General features: G+C 52.2%; 10 protein-coding genes. 7 read left to right on the top strand and 3 right to left on the bottom strand.

What is annotated here, in order from left to right; genetic code table 11:
• Position 1: 1 nt before the first annotated feature.
• Positions 2 to 490: a transcription/translation regulatory transformer protein RfaH gene (gene rfaH / locus J4614_RS20355; protein ID WP_001192410.1), complete on the bottom strand. Its 489-nt coding sequence runs from the start codon at positions 488 to 490 to the stop codon at positions 2 to 4.
• 185 nt (positions 491 to 675) lie between these two features.
• Here rfaH and ubiD point away from each other — a divergent pair, with 185 nt between their 5' ends.
• From ubiD to J4614_RS20340, 3 genes are all read left to right on the top strand, one after another.
• The gene (ubiD, locus tag J4614_RS20350; protein WP_000339760.1) at positions 676 to 2154 is read left to right on the top strand and encodes a 4-hydroxy-3-polyprenylbenzoate decarboxylase; all 1479 of its coding nucleotides are present in this window, start codon (positions 676 to 678) and stop codon (positions 2152 to 2154) included.
• An 85-nt stretch (positions 2155 to 2239) separates the two neighbouring features.
• A complete protein-coding gene (gene fre / locus J4614_RS20345) occupies positions 2240 to 2941 on the top strand; it encodes an NAD(P)H-flavin reductase (RefSeq protein ID WP_000209832.1) in 702 nt (233 codons plus the stop codon).
• 253 nt (positions 2942 to 3194) lie between these two features.
• Positions 3195 to 5018 (top strand): aryl-sulfate sulfotransferase, encoded by a 1824-nt coding sequence (locus tag J4614_RS20340; RefSeq protein WP_000669888.1) that lies wholly within the window; start codon positions 3195 to 3197, stop codon positions 5016 to 5018.
• A 196-nt stretch (positions 5019 to 5214) separates the two neighbouring features.
• On the opposite strand, the gene fadA is transcribed toward J4614_RS20340, so the two are convergent.
• Positions 5215 to 6378, bottom strand: coding sequence for an acetyl-CoA C-acyltransferase FadA (gene fadA, locus J4614_RS20335; RefSeq protein WP_208293300.1), 1164 nt, complete (start codon positions 6376 to 6378; stop codon positions 5215 to 5217).
• 9 nt (positions 6379 to 6387) lie between these two features.
• Complete coding sequence (gene fadB, locus J4614_RS20330; RefSeq protein WP_023212420.1) at positions 6388 to 8577, bottom strand: fatty acid oxidation complex subunit alpha FadB; 2190 nt, start codon at positions 8575 to 8577, stop codon at positions 6388 to 6390.
• Between the two features lie 189 nt (positions 8578 to 8766).
• Here fadB and pepQ point away from each other — a divergent pair, with 189 nt between their 5' ends.
• The 4 genes from pepQ to hemG are packed head-to-tail and all read left to right on the top strand — an operon-like array spanning position 8767 to position 12759.
• Entirely contained in the window at positions 8767 to 10098 is a 1332-nt protein-coding gene (pepQ, locus tag J4614_RS20325) for a Xaa-Pro dipeptidase (RefSeq protein ID WP_023137093.1), read from the top strand.
• Entirely contained in the window at positions 10098 to 10712 is a 615-nt protein-coding gene (locus J4614_RS20320; RefSeq protein WP_000378895.1) for an IMPACT family protein, read from the top strand. Before pepQ ends, J4614_RS20320 begins: the two co-directional genes overlap by 1 nt.
• Positions 10713 to 10750: 38 nt before the next feature.
• On the top strand, positions 10751 to 12202 hold the full coding sequence (gene trkH, locus J4614_RS20315) for a Trk system potassium transporter TrkH (protein WP_000545688.1): 1452 nt from the start codon (positions 10751 to 10753) through the stop codon (positions 12200 to 12202).
• Between the two features lie 11 nt (positions 12203 to 12213).
• A complete protein-coding gene (gene hemG, locus J4614_RS20310; protein ID WP_000853983.1) occupies positions 12214 to 12759 on the top strand; it encodes a menaquinone-dependent protoporphyrinogen IX dehydrogenase in 546 nt (181 codons plus the stop codon).
• Positions 12760 to 12992 lie beyond the last annotated feature (233 nt).

The raw sequence follows: 12992 nt of genomic DNA, 5'->3' as shown, positions 1-12992 counted from the left end.
GCTAAATCTTGCGAAAACCGGTGTTTTTTACGCTCTGCTTCACTTCTTTATTGAGTAAATTAAGCAGTAACATCGAACGCGTTTCGCCATCCGGTTCGGTAAAAATCGCTTTCAGCCCTTCAAATGCGCCTTCCGTGATGATGACGCTATCGCCGGGATAGGGGGTTTCAGGATCGACAACGCCTTCGGGCTTGTAGATAGAAAGCTGATGAATAACGCTGGAAGGCACGATCGCAGGATGCGCGCCAAAGCGCACAAAATGGCTGACGCCGCGCGTGGCGTTGATTGTAGTGGTATGTATCACTTCCGGATCAAATTCAACGAACAGATAATTAGGAAAGAGCGGTTCGCTGACGGAGGTACGTTTTCCGCGTACCATTTTTTCCAGGGTGATCATCGGTGTCAGGCAACTTACCGCTTGTCTTTCGAGGTGTTCCTGAGCACGCTGAAGTTGCCCGCGTTTGCAGTACAGTAAATACCAGGATTGCATAATGACTCTTATCCGCTTGTTCGGGGCGCAAGCATAGCAAAAGCCATGCGCGAAGTTAATTATACACTTCATCCTTTAAGCCGTATCTGGATTAGCGTTGGTTGCCAGAGTTCACGCTAATTTAACAAAAATACAGCATCCCGATGATGAACGCCGTATAATGATGCGCTTACCAAGAGGCTACAATGGACGCCATGAAATATCACGATTTACGCGACTTCCTGACGCTACTTGAGCAGCAGGGGGAACTAAAACGCATCACGCTACCTGTGGATCCTCATCTGGAAATCACGGAAATCGCTGACCGCACGCTGCGTGCCGGTGGACCGGCGTTGCTGTTTGAAAATCCTAAAGGCTACGCCATGCCGGTGCTGTGCAACCTTTTTGGCACGCCAAAACGCGTGGCGATGGGCATGGGGCAGGATGATGTTTCCGCATTACGGGAAGTGGGTAAATTATTAGCGTTTCTGAAAGAACCTGAGCCGCCGAAAGGCTTTCGCGATCTGTTTGACAAGCTGCCGCAGTTTAAGCAAGTGCTGAATATGCCGACGAAACGGTTACGCGGCGCGCCTTGCCAGCAGAAAATCGCGTCTGGCGATGATGTCGATTTAACGCGTCTTCCTGTCATGACCTGTTGGCCGGACGACGCCGCGCCGCTGATTACCTGGGGACTGACGGTAACGCGTGGTCCGCACAAAGAGCGGCAAAACCTGGGCATTTATCGTCAGCAGTTGATAGGTAAAAATAAGCTGATTATGCGCTGGCTGTCTCATCGCGGCGGCGCGCTGGATTTTCAGGAGTGGTTAGCCGCGCGTCCGGGTGAACGTTTCCCGGTCTCCGTCGCATTGGGCGCCGATCCGGCGACGATTCTTGGCGCCGTGACTCCTGTTCCCGATACTCTGTCGGAGTATGCCTTTGCGGGCTTGCTGCGCGGCACGAAAACTGAAGTGGTTAAATGCCTTTCTAACGATCTGGAAGTGCCTGCCAGCGCCGAGATTATCCTTGAAGGTTACATTGAGCCGGGAGAGATGGCGCCGGAAGGACCGTATGGCGATCATACGGGCTATTATAATGAAGTGGATAACTTTCCGGTCTTTACCGTCACGCATATTACGCAGCGTGAGGATGCCATCTATCACTCCACCTATACCGGGCGTCCGCCCGATGAGCCTGCGGTATTAGGGGTGGCGCTCAATGAAGTCTTCGTGCCTATTCTGCAAAAACAGTTTCCGGAAATCGTCGACTTTTATCTGCCGCCGGAAGGGTGTTCTTACCGCCTGGCGGTAGTGACGATGAAAAAGCAGTACGCTGGTCATGCGAAACGCGTCATGATGGGCGTCTGGTCGTTTTTGCGCCAGTTTATGTATACGAAATTTGTTATCGTTTGCGATGATGACGTTAACGCACGCGACTGGAATGATGTGATCTGGGCGATTACCACCCGTATGGACCCTGCGCGGGATACGGTGCTGGTTGAAAATACGCCGATTGACTACCTGGATTTTGCCTCGCCGGTCTCCGGGCTGGGTTCAAAAATGGGGCTGGATGCCACAAACAAATGGCCGGGCGAAACCCAACGCGAGTGGGGTCGTCCTATTGTTAAAGATCCTGAAGTTACCGCGCGTATTGATGCGATTTGGGATGAGCTGGCTATCTTTAAATAACTGAAAGCGGACATCGACATTTCAGGCTGCGGCGACTCGGCTTGAAAAATGTCGGTATTGACCCGACACCCGACAGAGGGAGCGCATGACAACCTTAAGCTGTAAAGTGACCTCGGTAGAAGCTATCACCGATACTGTATATCGGGTTCGTTTAGTGCCGGACGCGGCGTTTTCATTCCGCGCTGGTCAGTATTTGATGGTCGTAATGGACGAGCGTGACAAACGCCCGTTTTCAATGGCCTCAACGCCGGACGAGAAAGGGTTTATTGAATTACACATTGGCGCTTCCGAGCTCAATTTGTATGCGATGGCGGTCATGGATCGGATTCTAAAAGACCGGGAAATCGTCGTCGATATTCCGCATGGCGACGCCTGGCTACGTGATGATGAAGAGCGTCCGTTGATTCTGATCGCGGGCGGTACGGGCTTTTCTTATGTGCGCTCCATCCTGTTGACGGCGTTAGCGCGCAACCCGAACCGCGATGTTACTATTTACTGGGGCGGCCGCGAAGAAAAGCACCTCTATGATCTCTCTGAGCTGGAAGCACTCTCTGTTAACCATCCGAATTTGCGTATTGAACCTGTTGTTGAGCAGCCGGAAGAAGGCTGGCGTGGACGTACAGGAACGGTACTTACGGCGGTATTGCAGGATTATGGTACGCTGGCGGGGCACGATATTTATATTGCCGGACGTTTTGAGATGGCGAAAATCGCCCGCGATCTGTTCTGTCATGAGCGTAACGCGCGGGAAGATCGTCTGTTTGGCGATGCGTTCGCATTTATTTAACTATTCTATGGGACGCAGTAGCGTCCCTTTTTACGTTAGCCTACCTAAAAGTCCTCTTAAATATTAATTAATCGTCAACTATAAAACCTTATGATATTGAATATCTACAGGCTTTGTATTGCGTGTAATAAATTAAGTAATATTATGTCCTGAGGCTATCAATAAAAATAGTTAATTATATATGCTTCATTTATTTTTATAAAAGAAACATAAAATGGAAAGTTAGTTATTTATTTATAAGATGGAGAGTGTTATGAAATTTAAATATGCTTTAACTTCTCTCGCATTATCTGTTGCAATTTTGTCATCAGTACCTTCTACTGCTTTCGCCATCGGCGGCGCCAGCGGCGCTAAAGTGGACTATCAGGTCCAGGGAAAAATTGGCGAAGTTGTTATGAACCCCTATGATATCGCGCCGCTAACCGCCGTTATTCGTAATGGCGGTTACCAGTTACGTGACGTGCATGTACGGATTGTACCCAAAGAAAATGGCCAGGAGATCGCGTATAAAGTTAATAATAAATACCTTTTAACGTATGGCGGTATTCCCGTCTTTGGTCTTTACCCGGATTATGTCAATACCGTTGAAGTTGAATATACAAGAATCCAGGGTAGTAAAACCGAAAATATAAAAGAAAGCTATAAAATGTATGCACCGCCTGCCTATATTGAATCAGCGGGTACAAAGGAAGAACAATCAGCACTCTTTACTATCGATGTTAAAAAGGTTTCCCCAGAATTTAAAGATCGCTTGTATCTTTTGAATAATACGAAAGATAAGTCTGGGAATGGAACGCGTACTGTCTGGAACAACCCTACTGGGGGTGCATTAGAATGGAACTTCACTACAGCTAACGCTATTATCGACACCTCCGGTGATATTCGTTGGTTTATGAATCCAAGTTCAATTTATGATTTAAAGTCAATTTATCGTGCTGGCGTTATGATGGGCTTTAAACAAAACCAGGATGGCGCACTATCGTGGGGCTACGGTCAGCGTTATGTGAAATACGATATCATGGGGCGTGAAATCTTTAACCGCCGCCTGCCGGATAATTATAACGATTTTTCACACTCAATGGATAACGCGGCCAACGGTCACTACTTCCTGCGTGTAGCCAGCTCTAACTATAAACGTCCTGATGGAAAAAATGTTCGTACCGTGCGTGATGTGATTGCCGAAGTTGATCAGAACGGCGTGGTAGTGGATGAATGGCGTCTGTTTGATATCCTCGATCCTTATCGTGATGTGATAATGAAAACCCTCGATCAGGGCGCTGTGTGCTTGAATATCGACGCCAGCCAGTCCGGCCATACGTTGAGCGAAGAAGATCTGGCGGCGCTGGACTCCTCCGACAAATTCGGGGATATCGTGGGTAGTGGGGCTGGCCGCAACTGGGCGCATGTCAACAGCGTCGACTATGACAGTGAAGATGATTCCATCATCATCAGCTCCCGCCACCAGAGTGCGATTATCAAAATCGGCCGCGATAAGAAAGTGAAGTGGATACTGGGTACGCCTGCTGGCTGGAAAGCGCCATTTAATGCCGCAATTCTGACGCCAGTGGATAGCAAAGGCCAAAAAATCGCCTGCCAGGACAGTGGCTGCGAGGGTGACTTCGACTGGACATGGACGCAACATACGGCCTTTAAAATTGATAGTAAGAGTAAAGGCGATATCTTATACCTTTCCGCTTTCGACAATGGCGATGGCCGCGGCTTAGAACAGCCTGCTATGCAGAGTATGAAATACAGCCGCTCCGTGATTTACAAAATCGACCAGAAAAACAAGACAGTCCAACAGATCTGGCAATACGGTAAAGAGCGCGGGAACGAGTGGTTTAGCCCGGTAACCTCTATCACCGAGTACCAGACTGACAAGAATTCTGTGTTCGTGTATTCCGCAACAGCAGGTGGTGCGTTTGATTTGTCGGTAGGCGCATTTACCAGCTTGCCTAATCCGTATCTGGAAGAGTTCAAATGGGGAGAAAAAGAGCCTGTGGTCGAAATGCAAATACATGGTGCGCGTGGATATCAGGCTATGCCATTTAGCCTGACCAAAGCGCTTACTGAGTAGAGCGGGCCATACGGTGAAAAAACCCGCCCCTGACGGGCGGGAAAAACGGCAACTAAACTGTTTCCCGTCATAATTCGCGCAGCCTCTTTGTTGGCTGCCTTTGCTCACCCCGGGCACATAGTTATCTATGTTCCCGGGGATTCGCTCAGTTGCCGCTGCGCTGCAATGCGAGTTATTTAGGGGATATTATCTTTGATTAAACCCGCTCAAACACCGTGGCGATGCCCTGACCCAGACCAATACACATCGTCGCCAGACCAAACTGCGCGTCTTTGCGCTCCATCAGGTTGATAAGCGTGGTGCTGATACGTGCTCCGGAGCAGCCGAGCGGATGACCAAGCGCGATCGCGCCGCCGTTGAGGTTGATCTTCTCGTCTATCTGCTCCATCAATCCCAGATCCTTAATGCATGGCAGGATCTGTGCGGCAAACGCTTCGTTCATCTCAAACACATCGATATCGCTGGCCGACAGTCCCGCTTTTTTCAACGCCAGTTTTGACGCCGGAACCGGCCCGTAACCCATAATTGACGGATCACAACCAACCACTGCCATTGAACGAATACGGGCGCGAGGTTTCAGACCCAGCTCACGGGCACGACTTTCGCTCATTACCAGCATGGCGGCTGCGCCATCGGAAAGCGCGGATGAGGTGCCCGCCGTGACCCTGCCACTAACCGGATCAAATGCCGGACGCAGCGTTGATAGCGCTTCGACCGTGGTTTCCGGGCGGATCACTTCATCGTAGCTAAACTGCTTCAACACGCCGTCTGCATCATGACCGCCAGTCGGGATAATCTCCGTTTTGAATGCGCCAGACTGCGTGGCGGCCCAGGCGCGAGCGTGAGAACGCGCGGCGAACTGGTCCTGCATTTCCCGGCTAATACCGTGCAGGCGGGAGAGCATTTCCGCCGTTAGCCCCATCATCCCTGCCGCTTTGGCGACGTTGCGGCTCAGACCCGGGTGAAAATCCACGCCGTGGCTCATCGGCACGTGCCCCATATGCTCCACGCCGCCAACCAGACAAACCTGCGCATCGCCGGTCATGATCATTCGCGCTGCATCGTGTAACGCCTGCATCGAGGAACCACAGAGACGGTTGACGGTGACCGCCGGTACCGAATGGGGAATTTCTGCCAGCAGCGCGGCGTTACGGGCAATGTTGAAGCCTTGCTCCAGCGTTTGTTGTACGCAGCCCCAGTAAATATCATCGAGGGTCGCCGCTGTAAGCGACGGATTACGCGCCAGCAGGCTACGCATTAAGTGGGCGGAGAGATCTTCTGCCCGCACGTTGCGAAACGCGCCGCCCTTCGAACGGCCCATCGGGGTGCGAATAGCATCGACAATGACAACCTGTTCCATTGTGACTCCTTAAGCCGTTTTCAGAGAACCAACCGGACGGGCTGGTTCAACCGGGGGATAATACGGTTCGTTATGGCGCGCTTTATTACGCAGCCCTTCCGGCACTTCATACAGCGGGCCGAGGTGTTGATACTGCTGCGCCATATCAAGATATTTCGCGCTGCCCTGTGTATCCAGCCAGCGGAATGCGCCGCCGTGGAACGGAGGGAAGCCCAGGCCGTAGACCAGCGCCATATCGGCTTCCGCCGGGCTTGCGATAATGCCTTCTTCCAGACAGCGAACCACTTCGTTAATCATCGGGATCATCATACGGGCGATTATCTCGTCGTCGCTGAAGTCGCGTTTCGGCTGGCTGACGCTTGCCAGCAGGTCATCCACCGCGGCATCTTCTTCTTTCTTCGGCTTACCCTTGTTGTCTTCTTTATAGCGCCAGAAGCCCAGACCGTTTTTTTGCCCAAAACGGCTGGCGTCAAACAATGCGTCGATCGCGTCGCGATACTCTTTCTGCATCCGTTGCGGGAAGCCTGCCGCCATTACCGCCTGCGCGTGATGCGCGGTATCAATGCCGACAACATCCAGCAGATAGGCCGGGCCCATCGGCCAGCCGAACTGTTTTTCCATCACTTTATCGACTTTGCGGAAATCCGCGCCGTCGCGCAGCAGTTGACTGAAACCGGCGAAATAGGGGAACAGCACGCGGTTAACAAAGAAGCCGGGGCAGTCGTTGACTACAATCGGCGTCTTGCCCATTTTGCTTGCCCAGGCGACGACTTTGGCAATGGTTTCGTCTGAACTCTTCTCACCGCGGATGATTTCAACCAGCGGCATCCGGTGTACCGGGTTGAAGAAGTGCATTCCGCAAAAGTTTTCCGGACGTTCAAGGGCGCTTGCCAGTTCGCCAATTGGGATGGTGGAGGTATTTGAGGCCAGCACGGTTTCCGGGCGCACTTTCTGCTCGGTTTCCGCCAGTACCGCTTTTTTGACTTTCGGATTTTCGACCACCGCTTCGACAACAACATCTACGCGATCGAAACCGGCATAATCGAGAGTCGGGTGGATGGTCGAAATGACGCCCGCCAGCTTCAGACCGTCGATCTTGCCGCGCTCCAGCTGTTTGTTCAGCAGCTTGGCCGCTTCGGTCATGCCGAGGTTCAACGATTTATCGTTGATATCTTTCATGATGACCGGTACGCCTTTCCAGGCCGACTGGTAAGCGATACCGCCGCCCATAATGCCCGCGCCCAGTACGGCTGCCTGTTTCGGCGTCTCAATATCTTTGGTCAGCTTTTTGGCTTTACCTTTTACATATTGATCGTTGAGGAAGATACCGACCAGCGCACGAGCCTCATTGGTATGCGCCAGCGGAACAAAGCTTTTATTTTCCAGATTCAACGCTTCTTCACGACCAAAACGCGCGGCGGCTTCAATGGTTTTCACTGCGGTCATCGGCGCCGGATAATGTTTACCCGCCGTTTGTGCGACCATGCCTTTAGCGATGGTAAAGCTCATCGCTGCTTCAATCTTACTGAGTTTCAACGGTTCCAGTTTCGGCTGGCGTTTAGCTCTCCAGTCGAGATCGCCGGTAATGGCCTGGCGTAATACGGCTATTGCGCCGTCGATCAGCTTCTCTTGTTTCACCACGCCATCGACCAGACCGATTTTCAGCGCCTGTTCGGCGCCGATATCTTTCCCGGCGGCAATGATCTCCAGCGCGCTGTCCGCGCCCAGCATACGCGGCATTCGCACCGAGCCGCCAAAGCCCGGCATGATGCCCAGTTTAGTTTCCGGCAGGCCAATACGGAGGTCTGGCGTCGCCAGACGGTAATCGGTGGCCAGCACGCATTCGCACCCGCCGCCCAGCGCATAGCCGTTTACGGCGGCAAGGGTCGGTACGGGTAAATCTTCCAGACGGTTAAAGACGCTATTAGCGAAATGCAGCCATTGGCTTAACTGCTCTTCGGGGACGAGGAACAGTGAAAGAAATTCGGTGATGTCCGCGCCGACAATAAAGGCCGCTTTATTCGAGCGCAGCAGCAGCCCTTTTAAATCGTGTTGCTTTTCCAGCACCTCAAGCGCCTGGCCGAGGCTGGCGACGGTTGCGGTGTCGAGTTTATTGACCGAGCCTGGAGCATCGAACACCAGTTCGGCGATGCCATCTTCCAGCCAGTCGAGGTACAGGGTGTCGCCTTTATAAAGCATGTCAGTCTCCTGAATCCACAAGGTGATCTGGTCGTACCAGATGAAGCGAAGTGTGTATTTTGTGTTAATAAAATGCAAATAAATGATTAAAGAAATGCCGATGTGATCACGCTCGGCAGAGATCACGCTCTCGTGGGGCGATGTGCTAAGATGCGGGAACTTGAGGTCAAAAAAACAGAAGGGTAAAAAATGGAATCACTGGCCGCGCTCTATAAAAATCATATCGTTACCTTACAAGAACGGACGCGCGATGTTCTGGCGCGCTTTAAGCTGGATGCGTTACTTATTCACTCCGGCGAGCTATTCAACGTCTTTCTCGACGATCACCCTTATCCGTTTAAGGTCAATCCACAGTTTAAAGCGTGGGTGCCGGTAACTCAGGTTCCAAATTGCTGGCTGCTGGTCGATGGCGTCAACAAACCCAAATTGTGGTTTTATCTGCCGGTCGATTACTGGCATAACGTTGAACCGCTGCCAACGTCCTTCTGGACAGAAGAAGTCGAGGTCGTCGCCTTACCGAAAGCGGATGGCATCGGCAGCCAACTGCCTGCCGCGCGTGGCAATATCGGCTATATCGGCCCGGTTCCTGAGCGCGCGCTACAATTGGATATCGCTGCCAGCAACATCAACCCGAAAGGTGTTATCGACTATCTGCATTACTACCGCGCCTATAAAACGGATTATGAACTGGCCTGTATGCGCGAAGCGCAGAAAATGGCGGTGAGCGGTCATCGGGCGGCGGAAGAGGCCTTCCGTTCCGGCATGAGCGAGTTTGACATCAACCTGGCGTACCTGACCGCCACGGGACATCGCGATACCGATGTTCCGTACAGCAACATTGTGGCGCTGAACGAACATGCCGCCGTGCTGCATTACACGAAACTGGATCATCAGGCACCGTCTGAAATGCGCAGTTTCCTGCTGGATGCGGGCGCGGAATACAACGGCTACGCGGCGGATCTGACGCGAACCTGGTCGGCGAAAAGCGATAACGACTACGCCCACCTGGTGAAAGATGTTAACGACGAACAGTTGGCGCTGATCGCTACCATGAAGGCGGGCGTCAGCTATGTGGATTATCATATTCAGTTCCATCAGCGCATCGCTAAGCTGCTGCGTAAACATCAAATCATTACCGACATGAGTGAAGAGGCGATGGTGGAAAATGATCTCACCGGGCCGTTTATGCCGCACGGTATTGGTCATCCGTTGGGTCTGCAGGTACACGATGTGGCCGGGTTTATGCAGGATGATTCCGGTACGCATCTCGCCGCGCCGTCCAAATACCCGTATCTGCGCTGCACGCGTGTGTTACAGCCGCGAATGGTGTTGACCATCGAACCGGGGATTTACTTCATCGAATCGCTGTTAGCGCCGTGGCGCGAAGGGCCGTTCAGCAAGCACTTCAACTGGCAGAAAATTGAAGCGCTCAAGCCTTTCGGCGGTATTCGCATTGAAGATAACGTGGTCATCCACGAAAACAGCGTGGAAAACATGACGCGGGATTTAAAACTGGCGTAATGGACAGTTGGTTAATCCCTGCAGCGCCGGTCACCGTTGTTGAAGAGATCAAAAAAAGCCGCTTTATTACGCTATTGGCGCATACCGATGGCGTAGACGCGGCGAAAGCGTTTGTTGAGTCAGTCAGAGCTGAGCACCCTGATGCGCGCCACCATTGTGTGGCGTGGGTGGCGGGTGCGCCGGACGACTCACAGCAACTGGGCTTTTCAGACGACGGCGAACCGGCGGGAACGGCAGGCAAGCCGATGCTTGCGCAATTGATGGGCTGCGGCGTCGGGGAGATTACTGCCGTCGTCGTGCGCTACTATGGTGGTATTCTGCTGGGTACGGGCGGGCTGGTAAAAGCCTATGGCGGCGGTGTGAATCAGGCATTACGTCAGCTTGCCACACAACGCAAGACGCCATTAACCGAATATACTTTGCAGTGTGAGTACGGTCAGTTGGCCGGAATCGAAGCATTATTAGGACAGTTTGCCGGGAAGATCGTTTCCAGCGATTATCAGGCGTCTGTTCGGCTCAGGGTGGCGCTTCCTTTTGCTCATGTGAATGCATTTTCCACAAAACTGGCGGATTTTAGCCGTGGTTCATTGCAATTGCTAGCGATTGAAGAATAATCCCCACCTCATTTTTAAGAATAAAGGAAGCGGCAGAGATGCATTTTCGCGCCATTACCCGAATCGTTGGACTACTGGTTATCTTATTTTCGGGGACAATGATTCTCCCGGGACTGGTAGCGCTAATATATCGTGATGGCGCAGGAAGAGCGTTCACGCAGACCTTTTTTGTCGCGCTGGCGATCGGTTCCATACTGTGGTGGCCGAACCGTAGGGAAAAGGGCGAGCTGAAATCCCGCGAAGGATTTCTTATCGTGGTGCTGTTCTGGACCGTGCTGGGCAGCGTGGGTGCGCTGCCGTTTATTTTCTCGGAAAGCCCAAACCTCACCATTACCGATGCTTTTTTTGAATCGTTCTCCGGGTTAACCACCACGGGCGCCACTACGCTGGTGGGGCTGGATTCATTACCGCACGCCATTCTCTTTTATCGTCAGATGCTGCAATGGTTTGGCGGTATGGGGATCATTGTGCTGGCGGTAGCGATTCTCCCTATCCTCGGCGTCGGGGGGATGCAGCTCTATCGGGCAGAAATGCCGGGGCCGCTCAAAGATAACAAAATGCGCCCGCGTATTGCCGAGACGGCGAAAACGCTGTGGCTTATCTATGTTTTGCTAACGGTAGCCTGCGCGCTGGCGCTATGGTTTGCAGGGATGCCCGCGTTTGACGCTATCGGACACAGCTTCTCCACTATCGCTATCGGCGGCTTCTCAACGCATGACGCCAGCGTAGGCTATTTTGATAGTCCCACTATTAATACCATCATCGCTATTTTCCTGCTGATCTCCGGTTGTAACTATGGCCTGCATTTCTCTTTATTAAGCGGGCGTAGCCTGAAAGTATACTGGCGCGATCCGGAATTCCGCATGTTCATCGGCGTACAGTTGACGCTGGTGGTAATCTGCACGCTGGTACTGTGGTTCCATAATATCTACGACTCGGCGCTGACAACGCTAAATCAGGCATTCTTCCAGGTTGTGTCGATGGCGACAACGGCAGGGTTTACCACGGACAGTATTGCGCGCTGGCCGCTGTTTTTGCCCGTCTTGCTGCTATGTTCCGCGTTTATTGGCGGTTGCGCCGGGTCAACGGGCGGGGGGTTAAAGGTCATCCGTATTCTGTTGTTGTTTAAACAGGGGAACCGCGAACTCAAACGTCTGGTGCATCCGAATGCCGTTTACAGTATTAAGCTGGGGAACCGGGCGCTGCCAGAACGCATTCTGGAAGCCGTCTGGGGATTCTTTTCTGCCTACGCGCTGGTATTTATCGTCAGTATGCTGGCTATTATCGCTACAGGCGTAGATGATTTCTCGGCTTTCGCCTCGGTAGTGGCTACGCTTAATAACCTGGGACCGGGGCTGGGGGTGGTTGCTGATAACTTCGCCAGTATGAATCCGGTTGCGAAATGGATACTCATCGCCAACATGCTATTTGGTCGTCTGGAAGTATTCACTTTGCTGGTACTTTTTACCCCGACTTTCTGGCGTGAATAATGGAGTAACACGTGAAAACATTGATTCTTTTCTCTACCCGGGACGGACAAACGCGCGAAATTGCCTCTTATCTGGCTTCTGAACTCAAAGAGATGGGGATCTGGGCCGATGTCGTTAATCTGCATCGCGCAGAAGAGCCGGACTGGGATAGCTATGATCGCGTAGTGATTGGCGCGTCTATTCGTTATGGCCATTACCACAGCGCCTTTCAGGAGTTCGTTAAGAAATACGCCACGCGGTTGAACGGAATGCCGAGTGCCTTTTATTCCGTTAACCTGGTGGCGCGTAAAGCTGAAAAACGGACGCCGCAGACTAACAGCTACGCGCGTAAGTTTTTAATGAGCTCTCCGTGGCGACCTGACTACTGTGCCGTCATTGCAGGCGCGCTTCGCTATCCCCGCTATCGCTGGTATGACCGTCTGATGATCAAGCTTATTATGAAGATGTCGGGCGGCGAAACGGATACCAGTAAAGAGGTGGTGTACACCGACTGGGAGCAGGTTACGCACTTTGCCCGTGAAATAGCCCATTTAACCAACAAATCGTCGGCAAAATAAACGCAAAGAATAAAAAGTGCGCACTCAGAAAATTATTTTAAATTTCCTCTTGTCAGGCAGAAATAACTCCCTATAATGCGCCACCACTGACACGGAACAACGGCATACAGGCCGCCGGGTCAGCGGGGTTCAGACCAGAACCTCACGGAGAAAAGCGAAAATAAACGCTTGACTCTGAAGCGGGAAAGCGTAATATGCACACCCCGCGCCGCTGAGAAAAAGCGAAGCGGCAC

It is taken from the genome of Salmonella sp. 32031103-2018-00083-FB-01-SM-01 (assembly GCF_017571995.1).
Lineage (GTDB): Bacteria > Pseudomonadota > Gammaproteobacteria > Enterobacterales > Enterobacteriaceae > Salmonella > Salmonella enterica.
Note: the sequence above shows the minus strand (reverse complement) of the source record. Positions and strands in the feature narration are given on the sequence as shown.